The 20,400-nt window shown below is 61.7% G+C and carries 20 protein-coding genes and 1 riboswitch; of the genes, 7 read left to right on the top strand and 13 right to left on the bottom strand.

The window, feature by feature from the left end:
- Window positions 1-27: 27 nt before the first annotated feature.
- The 6 genes from I5961_RS08340 to cobO are packed head-to-tail and all read right to left on the bottom strand — an operon-like array spanning window position 28 to window position 6,036.
- Window positions 28-1,479: a cobyric acid synthase gene (locus I5961_RS08340; protein ID WP_227234888.1), complete on the bottom strand. Its 1,452-nt coding sequence runs from the start codon at window positions 1,477-1,479 to the stop codon at window positions 28-30.
- The gene (cobD, locus tag I5961_RS08335; RefSeq protein ID WP_085699324.1) at window positions 1,476-2,483 is read right to left on the bottom strand and encodes a threonine-phosphate decarboxylase CobD; all 1,008 of its coding nucleotides are present in this window, start codon (window positions 2,481-2,483) and stop codon (window positions 1,476-1,478) included. Before cobD ends, I5961_RS08340 begins: the two co-directional genes overlap by 4 nt.
- The gene (gene cbiB / locus I5961_RS08330; protein ID WP_227234887.1) at window positions 2,476-3,384 is read right to left on the bottom strand and encodes an adenosylcobinamide-phosphate synthase CbiB; all 909 of its coding nucleotides are present in this window, start codon (window positions 3,382-3,384) and stop codon (window positions 2,476-2,478) included. The genes cobD and cbiB overlap by 8 nt, the downstream gene beginning before the upstream one ends.
- Complete coding sequence (gene bluB, locus I5961_RS08325; RefSeq protein ID WP_227234885.1) at window positions 3,381-4,031, bottom strand: 5,6-dimethylbenzimidazole synthase; 651 nt, start codon at window positions 4,029-4,031, stop codon at window positions 3,381-3,383. The genes cbiB and bluB overlap by 4 nt, the downstream gene beginning before the upstream one ends.
- A complete protein-coding gene (locus tag I5961_RS08320; RefSeq protein WP_085699330.1) occupies window positions 4,028-5,428 on the bottom strand; it encodes a cobyrinate a,c-diamide synthase in 1,401 nt (466 codons plus the stop codon). Before I5961_RS08320 ends, bluB begins: the two co-directional genes overlap by 4 nt.
- A complete protein-coding gene (gene cobO / locus I5961_RS08315) occupies window positions 5,425-6,036 on the bottom strand; it encodes a cob(I)yrinic acid a,c-diamide adenosyltransferase (RefSeq protein WP_085699332.1) in 612 nt (203 codons plus the stop codon). The genes I5961_RS08320 and cobO overlap by 4 nt, the downstream gene beginning before the upstream one ends.
- Before the next feature lie 80 nt (window positions 6,037-6,116).
- A riboswitch (cobalamin riboswitch) is annotated at window positions 6,117-6,343 on the bottom strand.
- A 166-nt stretch (window positions 6,344-6,509) separates the two neighbouring features.
- Between cobO and I5961_RS08310 the strand changes: the two genes are divergently transcribed.
- Both I5961_RS08310 and I5961_RS08305 read left to right on the top strand, forming a co-directional pair.
- A complete protein-coding gene (locus I5961_RS08310; protein WP_085699334.1) occupies window positions 6,510-7,094 on the top strand; it encodes a hypothetical protein in 585 nt (194 codons plus the stop codon).
- A 65-nt stretch (window positions 7,095-7,159) separates the two neighbouring features.
- Window positions 7,160-8,473, top strand: coding sequence for a PQQ-dependent sugar dehydrogenase (locus I5961_RS08305; protein WP_085699336.1), 1,314 nt, complete (start codon window positions 7,160-7,162; stop codon window positions 8,471-8,473).
- A gap of 65 nt (window positions 8,474-8,538) precedes the next feature.
- On the opposite strand, the gene I5961_RS08300 is transcribed toward I5961_RS08305, so the two are convergent.
- The 5 genes from I5961_RS08300 to I5961_RS08280 all read right to left on the bottom strand — a co-directional run bounded on the left by I5961_RS08300 (window position 8,539) and on the right by I5961_RS08280 (window position 13,212).
- Window positions 8,539-9,075 carry a C40 family peptidase gene (locus tag I5961_RS08300; RefSeq protein ID WP_011333136.1) on the bottom strand — a complete coding sequence of 179 codons (537 nt, stop codon included), beginning with the start codon at window positions 9,073-9,075 and terminating at the stop codon, window positions 8,539-8,541.
- A gap of 219 nt (window positions 9,076-9,294) precedes the next feature.
- Complete coding sequence (locus I5961_RS08295; protein ID WP_007950397.1) at window positions 9,295-9,915, bottom strand: C40 family peptidase; 621 nt, start codon at window positions 9,913-9,915, stop codon at window positions 9,295-9,297.
- Window positions 9,916-10,129: 214 nt separating this feature from the next.
- Window positions 10,130-10,834, bottom strand: coding sequence for a DnaA regulatory inactivator Hda (gene hda, locus I5961_RS08290; RefSeq protein ID WP_007950396.1), 705 nt, complete (start codon window positions 10,832-10,834; stop codon window positions 10,130-10,132).
- Between the two features lie 210 nt (window positions 10,835-11,044).
- Complete coding sequence (locus I5961_RS08285) at window positions 11,045-12,118, bottom strand: AI-2E family transporter (RefSeq protein ID WP_085699340.1); 1,074 nt, start codon at window positions 12,116-12,118, stop codon at window positions 11,045-11,047.
- A gap of 35 nt (window positions 12,119-12,153) precedes the next feature.
- The gene (locus tag I5961_RS08280; RefSeq protein ID WP_085699342.1) at window positions 12,154-13,212 is read right to left on the bottom strand and encodes a DUF2066 domain-containing protein; all 1,059 of its coding nucleotides are present in this window, start codon (window positions 13,210-13,212) and stop codon (window positions 12,154-12,156) included.
- 374 nt (window positions 13,213-13,586) lie between these two features.
- Here I5961_RS08280 and purM point away from each other — a divergent pair, with 374 nt between their 5' ends.
- The 3 genes from purM to I5961_RS08265 are packed head-to-tail and all read left to right on the top strand — an operon-like array spanning window position 13,587 to window position 16,017.
- Window positions 13,587-14,645, top strand: a complete 1,059-nt coding sequence (purM, locus tag I5961_RS08275; RefSeq protein WP_085703374.1) for a phosphoribosylformylglycinamidine cyclo-ligase — start codon at window positions 13,587-13,589, stop codon at window positions 14,643-14,645.
- The gene (gene purN, locus I5961_RS08270) at window positions 14,645-15,295 is read left to right on the top strand and encodes a phosphoribosylglycinamide formyltransferase (RefSeq protein WP_085703373.1); all 651 of its coding nucleotides are present in this window, start codon (window positions 14,645-14,647) and stop codon (window positions 15,293-15,295) included. The genes purM and purN overlap by 1 nt, the downstream gene beginning before the upstream one ends.
- 8 nt (window positions 15,296-15,303) lie before the next feature.
- Window positions 15,304-16,017 carry a DUF3108 domain-containing protein gene (locus I5961_RS08265; RefSeq protein ID WP_085699349.1) on the top strand — a complete coding sequence of 238 codons (714 nt, stop codon included), beginning with the start codon at window positions 15,304-15,306 and terminating at the stop codon, window positions 16,015-16,017.
- 61 nt (window positions 16,018-16,078) lie between these two features.
- Here the strand turns inward: I5961_RS08265 and I5961_RS08260 are convergent, their stop codons facing one another.
- Together I5961_RS08260 and I5961_RS08255 are read right to left on the bottom strand one after the other, a co-directional pair.
- On the bottom strand, window positions 16,079-17,704 hold the full coding sequence (locus I5961_RS08260; protein ID WP_227234883.1) for a methyl-accepting chemotaxis protein: 1,626 nt from the start codon (window positions 17,702-17,704) through the stop codon (window positions 16,079-16,081).
- Between the two features lie 130 nt (window positions 17,705-17,834).
- Window positions 17,835-18,872 carry an amidohydrolase family protein gene (locus I5961_RS08255; protein WP_371918975.1) on the bottom strand — a complete coding sequence of 346 codons (1,038 nt, stop codon included), beginning with the start codon at window positions 18,870-18,872 and terminating at the stop codon, window positions 17,835-17,837.
- A gap of 148 nt (window positions 18,873-19,020) precedes the next feature.
- Here I5961_RS08255 and I5961_RS08250 point away from each other — a divergent pair, with 148 nt between their 5' ends.
- Window positions 19,021-19,437 (top strand): OsmC family protein, encoded by a 417-nt coding sequence (locus tag I5961_RS08250; RefSeq protein ID WP_085703371.1) that lies wholly within the window; start codon window positions 19,021-19,023, stop codon window positions 19,435-19,437.
- 60 nt (window positions 19,438-19,497) lie between these two features.
- On the top strand, window positions 19,498-20,388 hold the full coding sequence (locus I5961_RS08245; protein WP_085703370.1) for a pirin family protein: 891 nt from the start codon (window positions 19,498-19,500) through the stop codon (window positions 20,386-20,388).
- The last annotated feature ends 12 nt before the right edge of the window (window positions 20,389-20,400 follow it).

The raw sequence follows: 20,400 nt of genomic DNA, 5'->3' as shown, positions 1-20,400 counted from the left end.
GCTCGCGAAGGGGCCGGCATGGGCAAATCACATTCCACAGAGTTGACGCAACAAATCAGTGTCCAGATGTTTTTCCACCAGATCCGCCAGCCGCTCGATATCGCGTTCGCGCAGGCCGTGATAATCCACCTCCTGCACATCGCTCAGTCCGGCCCAGCGCAACAGGGCCGCACTGGCCGCCGGCGATTCGAACAGGCCGTGCAGGTAAGTGCCGAAAATCTGCCCGTCGAGACTTTGCGCGCCGTCGCAGCGACCGTCGTCCAGACGCACAGCCGCATTTTCCAGCGCCGCTCCCGTCGTCACGCCCGCATGAATTTCATAGCCACTGACCTCGGCATCTTCCAGCGCCAGACGCCCGCGCACATTGCGCAACTGTTTTTCGGCTTCGAGCTGCGTTTCAAACGCCAGCAACCCCAGACCGGCGCTGGAACCCGGCGCGCCTTCCAGGCCCAACGGATCGTGCACCTGCTCGCCGAGCATTTGCAGACCGCCGCAAATCCCCAGCAACTTGCCGCCATAGCGCAAATGCCGGCTGATGGCGGTCTCCCAGCCATTGGCGCGCAGATAGGCCAGATCGCTGCGCACGCTTTTCGAGCCCGGCAGAATGATCAGGTCGGCCGGCGGAATCGCCTGCCCCGGGCCGAAGAATTGCAGATCCACCTGAGGATGCAGACGCAGCGGATCGAAATCGGTGTGGTTGCTGATGCGCGGCAACACCGGCACCACTACTTTCAGGACTTGCTCGACCTTGTCAGTCTGACGCTGATCAATGCCGTCCTCGGCCTCCAGATGCAGATCCATCACATACGGCAGCACGCCCACCACCGGTTTTCCGGTGCGCTGTTCCAGCCAGTCGAGGCCCGGTTGCAGCAAGGCGATGTCGCCGCGAAAACGGTTGATGATGAAGCCCTTGACTCGCGCCTGCTCGCTCGGCGACAGCAGTTCCAGCGTGCCTACCAGATGGGCAAACACGCCGCCACGATTGATGTCGGCGATCAACAGCACCGGGCAGTCCACCGCTTCGGCGAAGCCCATGTTGGCGATGTCGCCGGCGCGCAGATTGATCTCTGCCGGCGAGCCTGCGCCTTCGACCATCACCAGCGGATACGCGGCGCTCAAGCGCTCATGGGAAGCGAGCACGGCCTGCATGGCGATGGCTTTGTAGTCGTGATAGGCGACGGCGTTCATGCTGGTGACCGCACGGCCGTGGATGATGACCTGGGCACCAGTGTCGCTGTTGGGCTTGAGCAGCACCGGGTTCATGTCGGTGTGCGGTTCGAGAAACGCCGCCTGGGCCTGCACCGCTTGCGCGCGGCCGATCTCGCCGCCGTCGGCAGTCACCGCGCTGTTGAGCGCCATGTTCTGCGGTTTGAACGGCACCACGGCAACGCCCTGACGGGTCGCCCAGCGGCACAGTGCCGTCACCAGCGTGCTTTTGCCGGCATCGGAGGTGGTGCCCTGCACCATCAATGTGGTCATGCGGTTTTTTCCTTGGAGCAATGCTTGGCGAATGCTTGCAGGGCTTGCTCAAGGCGCGCCTCGTCCGCGGCATCGGCGGGCAACCCGAATCGCAGGCTGCTGTTGTGCGCGAACAGGCGCAGAAGAATGCCGCGTCGAGCCATGAATTCATGCAGCGCGGCGGCCTGTTCGGTGATCAACCACTGAAACAGCGCGCAGCCGCCTTGCGGTTTGAAGCCATAACGTTCGAGCAGCGCAGCCAGCCGCTCGCTGGCCTCGTCGCTGCGAATGCGCTGACGCGTATGGCCTTCGGTGTCGCGCAGACAGGCCTGCCCCAGCACACGCGTCGGCCCGCTGACTGCCCAGGGCCCGACCTGTTCGGCCAGCAACCGGAGCAACTTGCGCTCGGCCAGCACGAACCCCAGCCGCACACCGGCCAGACCAAAAAACTTGCCGAACGAGCGCAGCACGATCAACCCCACTTGATGCGCATGGGGGGCGAGACTCAGCTGCGGTGTGTTGTCCATGAACGCTTCGTCGACCACCAGCCAGCCACCGCGCTGGGCCAGCCGCGCATGCCAGTCGAGCAAACGCGCCGGGGTCAGATTCAGGCCTGTTGGATTGTTCGGATTGACGACTACCAGGACGTCGAGACTGTCGAGAAAGAAATCGACTTCCTGCTCCAGCACCTCACGCACGATGTAACCACTGCGCCGCCAGGCTTCGGCATGCTCGGCGTAACATGGCGACAGCACGCCGACCTTGCCGGCCCGGCGCAATCGCGGCAACAACTGAATGGCCATCTGTGAACCGGCCACCGGTAGCAAACTGTTGGCCCCATAGTAATCGCAGGCAGCCTGCTCCAGACCGTCATCGTTCTCCGGCAAACGTGCCCAGGCTCGCAGCGGAATCTCCGGGACCGGAAACGGCCACGGCGCCAGGCCTGTGGACAGGTCGAGCCAGTCTTCTTCCGCGATACCGTATTCGAGCGCCGCCCTGCGCAACCGGCCACCGTGCTCAAGCATAGAATTCAGCCCCCACGCAGAGAATCAGCAGCCATAACCATACCCCGCGCCGGACCAATTGCCAGCCGCGATCAATGGAATCGGCATCCGCCGGCGCGCCCTCGCCCAGTTGCGGACGCTCGTGCAGCTCGCCGTGGTAGATCGCCGGGCCACCCAGCTCGACGCCCAAGGCACCTGCGCCGGCAGCCATCACCGGGCCGGCGTTCGGGCTGTCCCATTTCGGCGCCTGAGTGCGCCAGCATTTCAACGCGAGTCGGGTCTTGCCCAGCAGCGCGTAGGTCAACGCCACCAGCCGCGCAGGAATGTAGTTGAGGATGTCGTCGATTTTTGCCGCCGCCCAGCCGAATCGCTCGAAGCGCTCGTTGCGATAGCCCCACATCGCATCAAGTGTATTGCTCAGACGATAAAGCACCACGCCCGGCGCACCGGCCACGACAAACCAGAACAGCGCGGCGAACACCGCATCGCTACCGTTTTCCAGTACCGATTCGGTGGCGGCCCGGGCGACGGCGGTGCTGTCCAGCTCATCGGTCTGTCGACTGACCAGATAACCCACACGCTTGCGCGCCTCCTCCAGATCATCGCTGCGCAGGGCCTTGGCGACCGGCTCGACGTGCTCACCCAGGCTGCGCATGCCGAGGGCGCAATACAGCGCAAGAATCTCGACGATCCAGCCCACATACGGCGCCCAGGACAACGCGGTGGCCAGCAGGGTCAGCGGCAACACCGCGATCACCCACGCGGTGACGCCATGGCTGCGCCAACCACGACCGGCGCTGTTGAAACGTTGCTCGATGCGCCCGGCGAAATTGCCGAACGCCACCAGCGGATGCCAGCGCTTCGGCTCACCCAGCAGCGCATCCAGCGCAACTGCGGCGACACTCAACAACGCCACACTCATTGACTCACTCCCCAGAAATTTTCATACAGCAACTCATTGAGCGGACGCTCCTGCGCCCAACCTTCGAGTACCAGCATCGGCGCCGGATAGAATTTCTTGACCGGCCCCAGGCAAAGCACCGCCAGCGGCTTGGCCCCGGCCGGCAGTTTCAGCAGATCGGCCAGTGCCTGCGGCTCGAACAGCGACACCCAGCCCATGCCCAGGCCTTCGGCACGCGCGGCCAGCCACAGGTTCTGGATCGCGCAGGACAGCGACGCCATGTCCATTTCCGGCAGCGTACGGCGGCCAAAAATGTGTCGTTCGCGATCGTCCATCAACGCAGCCACCAGCACTTCGGCGCAGTCGCTGATGCCTTCGACCTTGAGCTTCATGAACTCGTCGCTGCGCTCGCCGAGGGCTTCGGCGGTGCGCACGCGTTCTTCTTCAACAAGGTTCTGGATCTGGCCACGCAAGGCGCGGTCGCTGATGCGGATGAAGCGCCACGGCTGCATCAGGCCGACGCTCGGTGCCTGATGTGCAGCCTCAAGCAATCGGCGCAACAGTTCCGGCTCGACCGTGCCACCGCAGAAGTGGCGCATGTCGCGGCGTTCGGCGATGGCGCGGTAGACCGCTTCGCGCTCGGCGTCAGTGAAGGCGTTGTCGGTCATGGCCCCATCGCTGGCAAGCCAGCTCCCACAACGGATTGCGTTTCTTCAGACATCACACCGCCCACTGTGGGAGCTGGCTTGCCAGCGATGGGGGCCTTATGGTCCGGCGCAAATAATATTGCGATAGCTGCAGGATTGGACGGGAAATAGAAATGCACGTACGAGGCGGTCATCCGCCCTTGCCTGTAAACCGCTTCCGCGCCGCGCCCGCCATTGGGGCTGTGGCCACGGGCGATTGGCGTCAGTTCGGTGGTGGTCAGGGAATGGTGATAGGTGTGGCCGCGCAACTGGCCTTCCGGCAAGTCGACTTCTTGCAGCGCCAGCGCGGCGAGGCGCTTTTGCATCACGGCGTCGCCACTCAGCAGGCCGACCAGATCAGCGCGGGTGCCTTCGACATCAGTCAGCGAGTCGAGCAGGTACAGCATGCCGCCACATTCGGCGAGCAGCGGTTTGCCGGCCGCATGGTGCGCGCGGATCGCTTTGAGCATGTCGGCGTTCTGCGACAAGGCAACGTGGTGCAATTCCGGATAGCCGCCGGGCAGGTACAAGCTGTCGGCGTCGGGCAATTGCCTATCGCGGATCGGCGAGAAGAAACTCAATTCGGCGCCCATCGCCCGAAGCAAGTCGAGACTGGCGCCGTAGGTAAAGGCGAAAGCTTCGTCGCGAGCGACAGCGATTCGCACGCCTTCGAGCAGCCTTTCGGTCTTGCCGATTTCAGGCGCGGCGAACTCCACGGCCGGTGGCAGCGCTACCTCGCAAGTGCCGGCCAGCGCTTCGGCGGCGGCGTCGAGGCGCACGTCGAGGTCATTGAGTTCGCTGGCCTGCACCAGACCGAGATGGCGGCTCGGCAGTTCGATCCCGGTTTCCCGGGACAACGCGCCGTACCAGCGCAGGCCTTCGGTGAGGCTGCCTTCGAGCAACTGCGCATGACGCACGGTGCCGACACGGTTGGCCAGCACGCCGGCGAACGGCAAGTCCGGCTGATAGCGCGCCAGTCCCAGGGCCAATGCGCCGAAGGTCTGGGCCATCGCGGTGCCGTCGATCACGCCGAGTACCGGCACGCCGAAATGCCGGGCCAGATCGGCGCTCGACGGCGTGCCGTCGAACAAGCCCATCACGCCCTCAATCAGAATCAGATCGGCTTCGGCGGCGGCTTCCCACAACAGGCGTCGACTTTCCTGCTCGCCGACCATCCACATGTCCAGTTGATAGACCGGCGCACCGCTGGCGCGCTCGAGGATCATCGGGTCGAGAAAGTCCGGGCCGCATTTGAACACGCGAACCTTGCGCCCCTGATTGCGATGCAAACGGGCCAGCGCGGCGGTGACGGTGGTCTTGCCCTGACCGGAAGCCGGCGCGGCGATCAGGACCGCCGGGCAGTGACGTGGTTGATTCAAAGTTCGACGCCTTTCTGCGCTTTGATGCCGGCCTGGAAGGCGTGCTTGATCATGCCCATTTCGGTAACAGTGTCGCCCATCTCGAGCATTTCCGGTTTGGCGGCGCGACCGGTGACGATCACATGCTGCATCGGCGGACGGGCCTGCAGATCGCTGAGCACCTGATCCAGATCGAGGTAACCGTGCTTGAGGGCGATGTTCAGTTCATCGAGCACCACCAGACCGATCGACGGATCACGCAGCAGCTCGCGGGAGACTGCCCAGGCCGCTTCGGCGGCGGCGATGTCACGCTGACGGTCCTGTGTTTCCCAGGTGAAGCCCTCGCCCATTACATGGAAGCGCACTTGCTCGGGGAAACGACGAAAGAAAAGCTCTTCGCCAGTACTGTTGCGGCCCTTGATGAACTGCACCACACCACACTGCATGCCGTGGCCCATGGCGCGGGCGAGCATGCCGAACGCCGAGCTGCTTTTGCCTTTGCCATTGCCGGTCAGCACCAGAACCAGGCCACATTCGTCCGGCGAATTGGCGATGCGCTCGTCGATCACGGCTTTTTTGCGCTGCATGCGCGCCAGGTGGCGCTCGTCGCGTTCGGGGGAATCAGTCATGGGGGAGCTCTCCGTTGAGGCTGGATAACGGCGGGCAGGCACAAGAATAGACGGCAACAAGCCTGGCATCGCCCACCGTGATGCCGCTGGATGGATCAGGCCGGTCTCCGGGCTCATGAGCGGTTTGCGCCTGGCTGCGCGCCTTCCCGCTTTTACGCAGTGGCATCAGACGCAGCTTTTACTCATTTACCGTTGCGGGGGCAGCGCCGGGATCGTGAGGGTTCATCACTTGGAGACCCGCCTCACCGGCTTCCCTGTTTCACTCTGTCGACATGCGCCACAGAGCACCTGAAACAAGCCGCGAAGGTTAGAGGGTTGGGGGTGGAGCGTCAATTGAAGAGGGTCTCGTGCGGCGAATAACTGCCGCTGATCAATTAACTGACGCCAATCTTGTGCCACACTGTCAGCAGTGATATCAAAGAGCCATGCTTTTTGACTGCAGAGAGCACATCACAATAACAAGGGAGAGCACCATGCAAGGCATGATCATCAGCAATCCGCGGCTGGAATTCCTGCGCCCGGTGCTGGAACGCTGGTTTGACTGTATCGACCGCTACAACGCCGTGCGCGGCGACAATGACACTCCTTACTGGCACGACGAAAAAGCCAACCTCGGCCTGCTGTCCGCCGCTGCCTGGATGGCCGAATTGGTGACCTTGAGCGACACCGCCACCCGCAAACAAAACGAAGAAGGCGAGCGCAATGCCCGCGCCGACCTGTTCATTGCTGGCGCCGAAGATCGCGCCTTCATCCAGGCCACTCAACGCTGGCCGCGTGTCACCAACCTGAATCTGACGCAGGCTTTGGTGGATATCACCAGCGACGCCAGGCGCATCAGCTACGCCAGCGACCTGAAACTCGGCTGCCTGTTCGTCGCCCCGCAAAAAGCCCAGCACAGCGCCAGCCCGGAAGAGTTGCAGGACATGGTCGACGACCTGCAAAAGGAACACACCTGCGCCGTCGCCTGGTACTTTCCCTACGCCTACCGCAAATTGCGCAGCGAAGCCGGCAACTATCACCCCGGCATTGCCGTGCTTTTCAAGGAAGCCCGCGGCTGAGGGTTGAACCATCGGGCTTGTGCGCTTCTCTATGACTAAGAATGCATTCATAGGGAAGATCAGCAATGCGCAAGCCCCAGCTCGTTTTCGTCATCGTGCTCGCCGGAGGGCTCGCCGCCTGTGGTGAATCCTCCAGCCTGCAAGTCTCCGACGGCACTGGCCCGTCACCGAAACTGCCCGAACCGAACAAGACCCTGATTCCGACGGTGAACATCGCCCCGGCCATCGGCTGGCCGGCCGGCGCGAAACCGACGGCAGCGGCAGGTACTCAGGTGGCAGCCTTCGCCGAAAATCTCGATCATCCGCGTTGGCTGTATGTACTGCCCAATGGCGACGTGCTGGTGGCGGAAACCAACGCTCCGCCGAAACCGGACGACAGCAAGGGCATTCGCGGCTGGGTGATGAAAAAAGTCATGGGCCGCGCGGGTGCCGGTGTCCCCAGCCCGAACCGCATCACCCTGCTGCGCGATGCCGATCATGATGGCGTGGCCGAGACCCGCACGGTGTTCCTGCAGAACCTCAACTCGCCGTTCGGCATGACTCTGGTCGGCAACGATCTGTACGTGGCCGATACCGATCGCCTGTTGCGCTTCAACTACGAGCCCGGCGCGACCGAAATCAAGAGCCAGCCGATCAAGGTCGTGGACTTGCCGGGCGGCACGCTCAACCACCACTGGACCAAGAACGTCATCGCCAGCAAGGACGGCAGCAAGCTGTACGTCACCGTCGGCTCGAACAGCAACGTCGGTGAAAACGGCCTCGATCAGGAAGAAGGTCGTGCGGCGATCTGGGAAGTGGACCGCGCCACTGGCAATCACCGGATCTTTGCCTCGGGCATCCGTAATCCCAACGGCCTGGCCTGGGAGCCACAAACCGGCGCGCTGTGGACAGCCGTCAACGAGCGCGACGAAATCGGCAGCGATCTGGTGCCGGACTACATCACTTCGGTCAAGGACGGTGGTTTCTATGGCTGGCCGTTCAGCTACTACGGCCAGCACATCGACGTGCGCGTGGAACCACAGCGACCGGACATGGTGGCCAAGGCCATCGCCCCCGACTACGCCGTCGGCCCGCACACCGCATCACTGGGCCTGACCTTCGCCGAAGGCAATCGCCTGCCGGCGCAGTTCAAGGAAGGTGCATTCATCGGTCAGCACGGCTCGTGGAACCGCAAACCGCACAGTGGCTACAAGGTGATCTTCGTGCCGTTCGCCGCTGGCAAGCCGAGCGGCACGCCAGTGGATGTGCTGACCGGTTTCCTGGACAAGGACGAGAACGCTTTGGGTCGCCCGGTCGGCGTGGTGATCGACCAACAAGGTGGATTGCTGGTAGCCGATGACGTGGGGAACAAGGTGTGGCGGGTGTCAGCGACCCGCTAACGTATTGCAGGCATTAAAAAACCCGTGGGAGTCGTTCGACTCCCACGGGTTTTTATGTATCTGGGCTACGGGTTATGTGCCAGGTGCTCCGGCTGCAGAACGCGCTTGGCGCTCAGATAGGCTTTCTGCCAATACGCTTTCGACAGGCTGTCCAGCTTCACCGTACCGCCGGTGGCCGGGGCATGCACGAAGCGCCCTTCCCCGACGTAGATCCCTGCATGACTGACCTGAGAGCCGCCGTTGGTGGCGAAGAAGATCAGGTCGCCGGTTTGCAGCCCTTCCTTGCCGACATTCGGCGCCTGCATGACGATCATCTCGCGGGTCGAACGCGGCAGGCTGATACCGGCGGCATCACGGTAGACGAAACCGATCAGACCGCTGCAATCGAAGCCCGAATCCGGCGTGTTGCCACCCCAGCGATAAGGCGTGCCCACCAGCCCGAGCGCGCGAAACAGCACGTCTTCGGCAGCGGGTGAAAAGGCCTGGGAGGATCCGAACACGATCGGAGCGCGAACCACCGGTGCAGGCGGCGGAGTGCGGCTGGCGCAGGCGCTGAGCAGCGCAGCGAAGAACATCAAGGCAAAGCGGGCCGACATCGTCATATGCAGAACATCCTGATCTGGCTGAGGCTTTGACTGCCGATTCGACAGAAAACAAAACCGCCTGCGGTGGAACGCAGGCGGTTTGCCATCAATATAGATCAGGATTCTAGCGGCTACGCGGCAAACTTCAAGTAAGACTTTAACTTCACCTTGTAAAGTTTAGGTCTATTGCCTCTGAAAGGCCGCTTTGACGCCACGAGCGTGGCGACAAATGCGTAGTTACTTGCGAGCGGTAACCACGGTTGGAGCGTTCGCCAAAGCGCGCTTGGCTTCGATGAAGGTCTTGCTCCAGTAGCTGTCGCCCAGGCTGTCGATGCGAACACCGCCGCTGCGACGAGAGCTGGAGTGGATGAACTGGTTGTCGCCCAGGTAGATCCCGGCGTGGCTTACACGACCGCGACGACCATTGGTGGCGAAGAACAGCAGGTCGCCCGGCTCGAGGTTGCTGCGCGAAACCAGTGGCGCATCAACGTTGATCATTTCGCGGGTGGAGCGCGGCAGGTTCATGCCGGCTTCTTCGCGGAACAGGTAGCCGATGAAACCGCTGCAATCGAAACCGGCTTCAGAGGTACCGCCGAAACGGTAACGGGTACCGATCAGGGACATGCCGCGTTCGAGGATGCTGTCGGCCAGAACCGGAAGCTGGTAAGGCTTCTTGCCGTTGAAGTCGGCGAGTTCTTTTTCGGTGTCCAGCTCTTCCTGGTAAATAACGGAAGACTGGGCGGTGGCGGAATTTTTAGCCTGTTGTTGCTGCTCTTGATTAACAGGTGAATGAGCAGCGCAACCGAACAACAGGGTGACGAGTGCGAGAGGCACGAGGGGTGCGAAGCGCTTTAGCATGGGCACGACCGTGGCTGATAGTTGTAAAGAAGCCGAGACTATGCCCGCTATCAGCCTCATTTGCAAATTCAATCGATCTTTTTGTGACTTCCCGGTTTCTCGTTAACATCTAAGCGCTTAAGCCTATTTGAATCGAGACGCAGCCTGCGCAACGCACTGGAAAGCGGGTTTTCTGGCGCCTGAAATATGCCGAAACCGGCTGAAAGCCCCGGTTTTACCAGCCCAGGGTTTCTTTCAGGAAGGGAATGGTCAGCTTGCGCTGAGCCTGCAAAGAGGCCTGATCGAGCTGTTCCAGCAGATCGAAAAGCGCGCTCATGCTGCGGGTACCGCGAGTCAGAATAAAATGCCCGACCTCGTCGGTCAGGTGCAGACCACGACGGGATGCGCGCAATTGCAGGGCACGCAATTTGTCTTCATCGGAGAGAGGACGCATCTGGAAAATCAGCGCCAGGGTCAGGCGCGATTTCAGGTCGGCAAGCTTGATCGGCAGTTCACGCGGCGAGGTCGAGGCGGCGATCAGCAAACGGCGACCGCTGTCACGCAGACGGTTGAACAGATGAAACATCGCCTCTTCCCAGTCCGCCTTGCCGGCAATCACCTGCAAGTCGTCCAGGCAGACCAGTTCGTACTGTTCGAGGTTGTCGAGAATTTCGATGCCGCGATCCATCAACTCGGCCAGCGGCAGGTACACCGCCGGCTCGCCCATCTGTTCGAAGCGCAGGCACGCGGCCTGCAACAGATGCGTACGCCCCACCCCGTGCTTGCCCCACAGATAGATCAGGCTTTCGGTCCAGCCGGCGTCGGCTTCGCATAGACGCTCGACATAGCCGAGTGCAGCGGCATTGGCGCCTGGGTAGTAGTTGATGAAGGTGGCGTCGTCACGCAGACGCACACCTAGGGGCAGCTGAATCGGTTTCATGCTGACTGAACAGTTCCCAAGGAACCGTTAGTGGCCTCTGTGTAAAGTGAGCGAAGTTTATACCCGTGAAGCGGAGCGCACAATGCGACAGACCCCAAGCAAAATCAAAGGTTTGCGTTAACGTGCTGGTTTTATGACAGTTTCTTTGGCGCCATGGCCTGCATGAGACGGGCCAACCCGGTAATCCACCGGGCGGCCCGCACGTCACGATTACAACTCCGGCTCATCCGCCCCGCTATAGATGTCCGAATCCTTGTACAGATCGTGGACATGCCGCACCAGCACCATGATCACCGCCGCCACCGGCAATGCCAGCAGCACACCAGTGAAGCCGAACAGCTCGCCACCGGCCAGAATCGCAAAGATCACCGCCACCGGGTGCAGGCCGATCCGGTCCCCCACCAGCAAGGGCGTCAGCACCATGCCTTCCAGGGCCTGACCGACCATGAACACCGCCACGATGCCGATCATTGGATACAGATCGCCACCGAACTGGAACAACCCGGCAATCAACGCCGCACCGATACCGATCACGAACCCCATGTACGGCACAATCGCCGCCAGCCCCGCGATCAGACCGATCAACAGACCCAGCTCCAGCCCGACAATCATCAAGCCCGCCGCATAAATCACGCCCAGCGCCAGCATCACCAGCAACTGCCCGCGCACGAACGCGCCCAGCACTTCATGGCACTCACCCGCCAGCGCCACCACACGCTCTTCGCGATCACGGGGCAGCAGACCACGGATCTTGGCCATCATCACGTCCCAGTCACGCAGCAGGTAAAAGCTCACCACCGGGATCAGCACCAGATTTGCCAGCCAGCCGATCAGCGCCAGACTCGACGCCGTCGCCTGACTCAGCACCACACCGACGATGTCGGTGGTCTGACCCATGTGTTCGCTGATCGCGGCCTTGACCTTGTCGAACTTCCAGAAGCCGTCCGACAACCCCAGTTTCGATTGCGCCCATGGCACAGCAGTGTGCTGCAACCAGTCGAGCATTTGTGGCGCCAGTTCGTACAGCCGCAGCAATTGCCTGGCGAGCATCGGCACCAGCACCAGCAACAATGCGGTGACGATCAGGGTGAACAAGGCGAACACCGCAATCACACCCCAGGTGCGCGACAGCCCCAGGCGCTCCAGACGATCGACGAGCGGATCGAACAGATAGGCGAGCAGCAGCGCCACCAGGAACGGCGTGAGAATCGGATGCAGCAACCAGACAAACGCGCAAAGCAGGAGCACCCCACCGAGCCAGAACCAACGCCGCGTATCGGCCATGTAACACTCCATTGCTTATATATAAGAAAGAAAATCTACCAGCGGAACCGCAACGACGGCGCCGCCGGTGTCGGCGTCGGCGCAACGACTGGCGGCGTCCCGGCGACCGCAGGTTGCGGCGCAGCCACCGGAGCGGGCGCCTCGGCCGGCAGTTCCTGCAACTTCGCCAGCGACAACTGCGCTCGCAACTGATCGGCGCTGCCATTGACCCGATACAGAATGCGATCGGCATCGACACTCTGCAGACGCACGCCAAACGGTTCGAGTAACCGCAACAGCGCCGCGTAGTGCTCCAGATTCATGCCCTGCACTTCCAGGGTCTGCTGGCCGGACGCACCCGGCTTGGCTACAAAGCGTGGCGCCAACCGTTCAGTCACCGCCAGCATCACTGCATCGGCCACGGCGGCCTGATCCGCGCCCTGCACATTGCCCGCCTCTTTTTTGTCGCCGAGCCACAGCTGCCATTTGGCTTGCCATTGCCCGCCTTCTTCGCGGGCATGCACGGCGAGCAAAGCGTCTGCGTTGTAGCGTTCGGAAGCGTTGCGCAATGGCGCCGGGTCAGCACCCTCAAGCGCGGGTGCCGTGGCAACCAATTGCTCGCTCAAGTCCGCCAGCGGCAGGCGCAACGGCAACCCACGGTGCTGAGCGGCGCGACGCAAAGGCGCGGCACTGGCCTGACCGTCGCCGACCAGGCTCGAGCCCTCGGTCGAATCATTCAGCCACCAGCTCAGGATCGAGGGCCGGTTGGCACCCCACAGCGCCAGTCCGGCACGGCGCAACGCCTGCTCGGTGGTTCCCGGATCGAAATCGACTTTCAGCACTTCCGGCGGCCCGGCATCGAAACCGAACTGGCTCATGATCTGCTGTGGATCCTTGCGAACCGGCGCCAGCCCCGGGTTCTGCGGGGCTTTCGGGTCGCCGGTCAGGCGCAGCACCAGCGTATCCAGCGCGGCCTGGGTGGCACGATCACGTTCCTCTGGCGACTGGCCAGTGACCGGTTCGCGCACCTGATAAAGACTTTTGAGATTTTCGGCCTGACTCGCCAGGCTGATCAGAGACAAGCCACCCACTAACAGCAATTTACAAAAACGCATGGAGAATTCCCGTCGACAAGAGCGGCTGGAACAGGCCGCGTGAACCGTTCTGCAAGCCTGTGACCACAGGCCGTCGCAAAACATTCACAAGCGGTCGGTAAGTTTTCGCACAGTCCTAACGATAGACGGTTCCTTATACAGGCACCCGTGATGTCACCCACAGTGTCAATTGCAAAATTTTTCCACCGATATGCCCCTGCCCGTCGGCGTGAGGATGGCCGCTGCCCCTCAAGCCTGATAAAATCGCGCGCCTTCGCAGACCGGCAACAGCCGGGCACCCCGAACTTCGCGTGAGGCAATCGCCCCTGTCGGATTCGGCGTTCCCGCTGAACTCGGTCGTTACCCCTGAATCCCCTCCCCTAAAGGCCTGGATCATGAGCAAGCAACCCTCCCTGAGCTACAAGGACGCCGGTGTAGACATCGACGCCGGTGAAGCATTGGTCGAACGCATCAAGAGCGTCGCCAAGCGCACTGCGCGCCCGGAAGTCATGGGCGGCCTGGGCGGTTTCGGCGCCCTCTGCGAGATCCCGGCCGGTTACAAACAACCGGTGCTGGTTTCCGGTACTGACGGCGTCGGCACCAAGCTGCGCCTGGCGCTGAACCTGAACAAGCACGACAGCATCGGCCAGGATCTGGTCGCCATGTGCGTCAACGATCTGGTGGTGTGCGGCGCCGAGCCGCTGTTCTTCCTCGACTACTACGCCACCGGCAAGCTGAACGTCGACGTGGCCGCCACCGTGGTTACCGGTATCGGTGCAGGCTGCGAACTGGCTGGCTGCTCGCTGGTTGGCGGCGAAACCGCTGAAATGCCTGGCATGTACGAAGGCGAAGACTACGATCTGGCCGGCTTCTGCGTCGGCGTCGTGGAAAAAGCCGAAATCATCGACGGCTCGAAAGTCGCCACCGGTGATGCCCTGATCGCCCTGCCATCGTCCGGCCCGCACTCCAACGGCTACTCGCTGATCCGCAAGATCATCGAAGTGTCCGGTGCCGACATCGAAAGCGTTCAGCTCGACGGCAAGCCGCTGACCGAACTGCTGATGGCCCCGACCCGCATCTACGTGAAGCCGCTGCTCAAGCTGATCAAGGAAACCGGCGCGGTCAAAGCCATGGCCCACATCACCGGTGGCGGTCTGCTCGACAACATCCCGCGCGTCCTGCCAAAAGGCGCTCAGGCCGTGGTTGACGTGGCCAGCTGGAACCGCCCGGCTGTCTTCGACTGGCTGCAAGAGAAAGGCAACGTCGACGAAACCGAAATGCACCGCGTGCTGAACTGCGGCGTGGGCATGGTGATCTGCGTGGCTCAAGAGCACGTTGAAGTTGCCCTGAACACCCTGCGTGACGCCGGCGAGCAGCCTTGGGTCATCGGTCAGATCGCCGACGCTGCCGAAGGCGCGGCTCAGGTCGAACTGAAGAACCTCAAGGCTCACTGATGCCAAACACCTGTGATGTCGTGGTGCTGTTGTCCGGCACCGGCAGTAACTTGCAGGCCCTGATCGACAGCACGCGGACCGGCGACAGCCCGGTCCGCATCGCTGCGGTGATTTCCAACCGCGCCGACGCCTACGGCCTGCAACGCGCCAGTGACGCGGGTATCGCCACCCGCTCGCTGGATCACAAGGGATTCGAGGGCCGCGAGGCCTTCGATACCGCTCTGATCGAACTGATCGACGAATTCAACCCCAAACTCGTGGTACTGGCCGGCTTCATGCGCATTCTCAGCGCTGACTTCGTCCGTCACTACCAGGGTCGCCTGCTCAACATCCACCCGTCGCTGCTCCCCAAATACAAAGGGTTACACACGCATCAGCGCGCGCTGGAGGCCGGCGATGCCGAACACGGCTGCTCCGTGCACTTCGTCACCGAGGAACTCGATGGCGGACCACTGGTCGTACAGGCAGTAATACCGGTAGAGTTGCACGATTCGCCGCAAAGTCTGGCGCAACGGGTTCACATTCAGGAACACCTGATCTACCCGATGGCCGTACGCTGGTTCGCCGAAGGACGGCTGAGCCTCGGCGAGCAAGGTGCTTTACTGGATGGCCAGTTACTCGGGGCCAGCGGTCACTTGATTCGAAACTAGGAGATTTTATGCGTCGCGCCCTGCTCTTCGCTTGCGCTCTGCTCGCCCTGCCTTTCGCCCAGGCGGCAGACCTTCAACCGTTCTCCGCCAGCTACACCGCCGACTGGAAGCAACTGCCCATGAGCGGCACCGCTTCACGCAGCCTGACCAAGGAAGCCAACGGCGTCTGGAAGCTCAGCTTCAAGGCGTCGATGATGATTGCCAGCCTGTCCGAGGAAAGCACGCTGACCCTGGACAAGGACACCCTGCTGCCACAGTCCTACCACTTCGAACGCGGTGGCCTGGGCAAAGCGAAAAAAGCTGACCTGGACTTCGACTGGGCCAACAAGCTGGTGACCGGCACCGACCGCGGCGATGCGGTGAAAATCCCGCTCAACCGCGGCATGGTCGACAAATCCACCTATCAGCTGGCGCTGCAGCATGATGTGGCTGCCGGCAAGAAAAGCATGAGCTATCAGGTCGTCGATGATGGCGAAGTCGATACCTACGACTTCCGCGTGCTGGGCTCGGAAAAAGTCGAAACCAAGGCCGGCCAGATCGATGCGATCAAGGTCGAACGCGTCCGCGATCCGACACAAAGCAAGCGCATCACTGTCCTGTGGTTCGCCAAGGACTGGGATTACCTGCTGGTTCGCCTGCAACAGGTCGAAACCGACGGCAAGGAGTACAACATCATGCTCCTCGACGGCACGGTCAACGGCAAGACGGTCAAAGGCAGTTGATCCGACGCAACATCAAAAAGCCCCGCAAACGCGGGGCTTTTTTTCGCCTGTCGAACGGTGATCAGACCGAGAACCTGGCGACCATGCTGTTCAGGTCCACCGCCAGCCGCGACAGCTCCTGACTCGCGGCACTGGTCTGATTGGCCCCCGCAGACGTCTGCATCGCCAGATCACGAATATTCATCAGGTTGCGATCGACCTCCCGCGCCACGGCAGCCTGCTCCTCCGACGCACTGGCGATCACCAGATTGCGCTCGTTGATCAAGGTGAATGCCGAAGCGATTTCCTCCAGCGCCACGCCAGCAGCCTTTGCCAGCTCCAGGGTCGAGCGCGCCCGGACGTTGCTCTGCTGCATCGAGCTGACCGCCGAATCGGTGCCCTGCTGGATGCCGCCAATCATCTGCTCGATCTCCTGCGTCGATTGCTGAGTGCGATGGGCCAGCGCCCGCACTTCGTCCGCCACCACCGCAAAACCCCGTCCGGCATCCCCCGCCCGCGCGGCTTCGATTGCCGCGTTCAGGGCCAACAGATTGGTTTGCTCGGCAATCGAGCGGATCACATCCAGCACCTTGCTGATGCTGTAGACCTTCTGCGCCAGATCTTCCACCTGCGCGGCATTGGCAGTGACATCGTCCGCCAGCAGCTCGATGGACGACACTGTCTGCTGCACCTGCTCGCGGCCATGCTGGGCTATGCGATCAGACTCACGGGAAGCCTCTGAAGTGGCGACGGCATTGCTCGCCACCTCTTCCACGGCGGCGGTCATCTGATTGACTGCCGTGGCGGCTTGTTCAATTTCCAGACTCTGCTGGTGCAGTCCTCGCGTCGCGTCCTCGGTGACGCAACTCAACTCTTCCGAGGCCGAAGCCAGTTGACTGGAGGACTCCGAGATGCGGCGGATGGTGTCGCGCAGGTTGTGCTGCATGCTCTTGAGCGCGTGGAGCAGCCGCGCCGGTTCGTCCTTGCCGCAAATGCTGATATCGCCGGTCAGATCGCCACTGGCCACCACTTGCGCGACGTCGAGCGATTGCGACAGCGGCAGCACGATGCTGCGGGTCAGCAATAACGCCAGCGCGATGGTAATCAGCGCGGTGATGCCGATCATCACCCCGACCCACACCCGCGAGTTGGTGAACACCAGCCGTGCGGCCTCAGTGGCGAGATTGGCGTTGTGTTTATTCAGTTCCACCAGCTCCCGCAGGGTCACTGCAATATCATCCGCCAGTGGGCTCATCTGCCCGTTGAGAATGGCGGCCGCCTCCTCCACTCGTCCCTGAGCGGATAACGTCATCACCTGCGCCTGAAGCTCCAGGTATTTGTGTTCGGCGACCTTGAAGCGCTCGAACAGCTCGCGCTCTTCGGGCAGCACGATCAGGATGTCGTAACGCTGCTGGGCTTCGCTCAGCACACCGCGCAAATCGTTGAGCTTGGCCACATTCTGATCCAGCGCCTGCGGATCGCGATTGAGCAACAGGCGCATGGTCAGCGCGCGCAGGCGCAGCATGTCCTGGCTCATCTCGCCCACCGCCATCACGCTGGGCAACCAGTTATTGTCGACCTCGTCGGATTGCGCGCGCATGTTCGACATCTGCAACAGGGCGAACGCGCCAAGGGCAAACACCATCAGCGCCAGCACCCCAAAACCCAGGCCGGCCCGAGGCGCAATATTGAGACTACGGATACTCATTGCTCTGGTTCCTTCCAAAAGCGCTGCATCAACCCTGCAGCTGGTTGCTCTAGAAGGTATCGGCCCTTTGGAAAAATGCGTAAGACCAAAACGTGATATCAAATAGCCTTGATACTCCGAACCATCGGCATTAACGATTCAGCGCGGATTTGCCGGACTTGAGCGCTGTTCGCGGCAAGATCGCCAGGAAGTTGTCTCGCGCGACTTTTTTCGCCACCGCCTCCGGCAAGGCGTCGAGAAACGGCTTGAAGCCGTGGATTTCCTTGCCGAGTTTATTGAATCGCCCGACCACATCCGAACCGATCATGAAGCGATCCGGATAACGCTCCACCAGTTGCACCCATTCCGCTCGCGGCTGACCCTTTTCGTCCAGCAGATAAGGCGTCAGCAGGCTCCACGACAAATCGATGAACAGGTTCGGGTACGCCTCCAGCATTCGCGCAAGGGTCGGCAGCAAAAAATCCAGCTGCGTCTGATGACGATGGATTTCGGCACTGGTACCGGCATGCGCCCAGATGAACCGGGTGTGCGGATGATTGCGCAGCGGCTCTTCGATTTCCTTCAGGTACAGCGGATTTTTCTCACGCTTGGAGGTGATGTTGGAATGCAGCATCACCGGCAGATCGTTTTCGGCGGCCAGGTGATAGACGCGGGTCATGGCTTCGTTGTTGGCACGTGGCGTGTCGCCGGAGGTCAGCGCCGTAAGGTCGTCGTGACGGGTGAAGACTTCGCCGATGCCCTGCCACAAGCCGGGATACAGATCGAGCATGCGCTGGATGTGCGCGGCGGAGTTCTTGTCGTTGGGGTTGAAGCCTGAAAGAAACGGGTGAAAGTACTGGCGCTGCTCCGGCGTGAGCTTCTGCACCGCGTCGGCGACGATCACGTCAGTCGCGCTGTACCAATAGGCATCGGCGTCATCGCCTGCGTAATAACGCGGGCGTTTCGGCTCGTCTTCGTGCCATTTCTTCGCCACGGGAATGCCGGAAATCATCACGTGCTCGATGGAGTTTTCCTTCATGGCCGTCAGCAATTTCGGCATGCCGGCGGTTTCCTGGAAAAAATCCACGTAATGCAGGTGCGCATCACTGTAGGTGTAATCCCGGGCACTGGCGGCGCCGGTGAAAACTATCAGGCAGGCAAGGCTCAAACGAAACACGGACACAAGCATTCTCCGGCAGACAGGCATAGCCTAGACCCTTGTCGGGCGACGAGGGTTCACCCGGCAAGAAAGTGGAACGCGCCTGTGTGGGAATGCTCTATACCTGCAAAGGTCTTTTTTGATCGAATCCCTTTTTCCTACCGCATGCGAGGTTCACATGACCGTTACCGTCAATACCGTGTCCGCCGATGGTTTTCGCCACACCGTACAGATCGATGAGCATGAGCTGTTTGCCGATGTCCCGACGACCGCCGGCGGCGAAGGCTCGGCTCCGGAGCCGCACGATTACTTCGACGCCGCCCTCGGCGCCTGCAAGGCCCTGACCTTGAAGCTGTACGCGAAGAAAAAGGACATCCCGCTGACCGGCGTCGGCGTTGAGGTCAAACGCGACAACAGCCAGGAACAGAAAGGCAAATACGCCCTGCACGTAACCCTCACCCTGAAGGGCGTGCTCACCGATGCCCAGCGCGAAGAACTGCTGCGCGTGGCCGATCGCTGCCCGATCCACAAGCTGATGACCACCAGCGAAGTCACTATCGAGACTCACGCACCCGTCGGCTTCGACAGCCAGTAATCACCCGACGACACCGGCGGGTTATGCTCCACGCATCACCCGCTCAGCCTGGAATGGACCATGGACACCCAACCCCTGATCATCCGCCCGCGCGCCGAAGACGTCGAAGGCCAGCCGATTCTGCGCCCGCTGCCGTCAGCCAAATGCCGCAGCGTCGGGCCTTTCGTGTTTTTCGACCACATGCTCGAAACGGTTTATCCGGCGGGCAAAGGCATGAATATCCGACAGCACCCGCACATCGGTCTCTCGACCCTCACGTACCTGTTCGAAGGACAGATTCAGCACAAGGACAGCCTGGGTTCGGATCAGGTGGTCAGCGCCGGCGATGTCAGCTGGATGACGGCCGGCACGGCGATCGCTCACGTCGAGCGCACGCCCGAACCGCTATGGGATCAGAGCTTCAAGATGCACGGCCTGCAAATCTGGCTCGCCTCACCCAAAGATCACGAACAAGGCCCGGGACATTACAGCCATCACCCGGCCTCGACATTGCCGGTCAGCGATAACCTTGGCGTGCAGATCCGCATGATTGCCGGGTCAGGCTTTTGCCTGGAATCGCCGGTGCCGGTGCTTTCTCCTACGCTCTATGCCGAACTGAAGATGCAGACCGCAACCACGCTGCTGATTCCGACTGAGCATGAGGAACGGGCTTTGTATGTGTTGAGTGGTGATGTGCAGTTGAACGGCGAAGCGGTCGAACCCCACGCGCTTGTGGTATTGCCTACCGGGGAAGAGATGAGTCTGTTCGCCGAGAGCGACAGCCACGCGGTGCTGTTCGGCGGCGCACCACTGGATGGGCCACGGCGGATCAACTGGAACTTTGTTGCGAGCGATCCGGCGGCAATCGATGAGGCGCGGCGCAAGTGGGCGGCCGGTGACTGGCCGACAGTGCCGGGAGAAGTCGAGCGGATAGAGCTGCCGAAATCACGCAGCGAGCCGACACCGCTTTAAACCAGCACTCCC

Origin of the sequence: Pseudomonas sp. IAC-BECa141 (genome assembly GCF_020544405.1) — a bacterium.
Classification (GTDB): Bacteria; Pseudomonadota; Gammaproteobacteria; order Pseudomonadales; family Pseudomonadaceae; genus Aquipseudomonas.
Note: the sequence above shows the minus strand (reverse complement) of the source record. Positions and strands in the feature narration are given on the sequence as shown.

Bases quoted from the DNA above. Each gene is read 5' to 3' on its own strand.
- purM (WP_085703374.1), top strand. From the start codon at position 13,587: ATGAGCAAGCAACCCTCCCTGAGCTACAAGGACGCCGGTGTAGACATC.
- I5961_RS08265 (WP_085699349.1), top strand. From the start codon at position 15,304: ATGCGTCGCGCCCTGCTCTTCGCTTGCGCTCTGCTCGCCCTGCCTTTC.
- hda (WP_007950396.1), bottom strand. From the start codon at position 10,834: ATGAAACCGATTCAGCTGCCCCTAGGTGTGCGTCTGCGTGACGACGCC.
- cobD (WP_085699324.1), bottom strand. From the start codon at position 2,483: ATGCTTGAGCACGGTGGCCGGTTGCGCAGGGCGGCGCTCGAATACGGT.
- I5961_RS08295 (WP_007950397.1), bottom strand. From the start codon at position 9,915: ATGCTAAAGCGCTTCGCACCCCTCGTGCCTCTCGCACTCGTCACCCTG.
- cobO (WP_085699332.1), bottom strand. From the start codon at position 6,036: ATGACTGATTCCCCCGAACGCGACGAGCGCCACCTGGCGCGCATGCAG.
- I5961_RS08245 (WP_085703370.1), top strand. From the start codon at position 19,498: ATGGACACCCAACCCCTGATCATCCGCCCGCGCGCCGAAGACGTCGAA.
- I5961_RS08285 (WP_085699340.1), bottom strand. From the start codon at position 12,118: ATGGCCGATACGCGGCGTTGGTTCTGGCTCGGTGGGGTGCTCCTGCTT.
- I5961_RS08250 (WP_085703371.1), top strand. From the start codon at position 19,021: ATGACCGTTACCGTCAATACCGTGTCCGCCGATGGTTTTCGCCACACC.
- I5961_RS08340 (WP_227234888.1), bottom strand. From the start codon at position 1,479: ATGACCACATTGATGGTGCAGGGCACCACCTCCGATGCCGGCAAAAGC.
- cbiB (WP_227234887.1), bottom strand. From the start codon at position 3,384: ATGAGTGTGGCGTTGTTGAGTGTCGCCGCAGTTGCGCTGGATGCGCTG.
- I5961_RS08300 (WP_011333136.1), bottom strand. From the start codon at position 9,075: ATGACGATGTCGGCCCGCTTTGCCTTGATGTTCTTCGCTGCGCTGCTC.
- I5961_RS08280 (WP_085699342.1), bottom strand. From the start codon at position 13,212: ATGCGTTTTTGTAAATTGCTGTTAGTGGGTGGCTTGTCTCTGATCAGC.
- I5961_RS08255 (WP_371918975.1), bottom strand. From the start codon at position 18,872: ATGCTTGTGTCCGTGTTTCGTTTGAGCCTTGCCTGCCTGATAGTTTTC.
- I5961_RS08310 (WP_085699334.1), top strand. From the start codon at position 6,510: ATGCAAGGCATGATCATCAGCAATCCGCGGCTGGAATTCCTGCGCCCG.
- I5961_RS08305 (WP_085699336.1), top strand. From the start codon at position 7,160: ATGCGCAAGCCCCAGCTCGTTTTCGTCATCGTGCTCGCCGGAGGGCTC.
- bluB (WP_227234885.1), bottom strand. From the start codon at position 4,031: ATGACCGACAACGCCTTCACTGACGCCGAGCGCGAAGCGGTCTACCGC.
- I5961_RS08260 (WP_227234883.1), bottom strand. From the start codon at position 17,704: ATGAGTATCCGTAGTCTCAATATTGCGCCTCGGGCCGGCCTGGGTTTT.
- purN (WP_085703373.1), top strand. From the start codon at position 14,645: ATGCCAAACACCTGTGATGTCGTGGTGCTGTTGTCCGGCACCGGCAGT.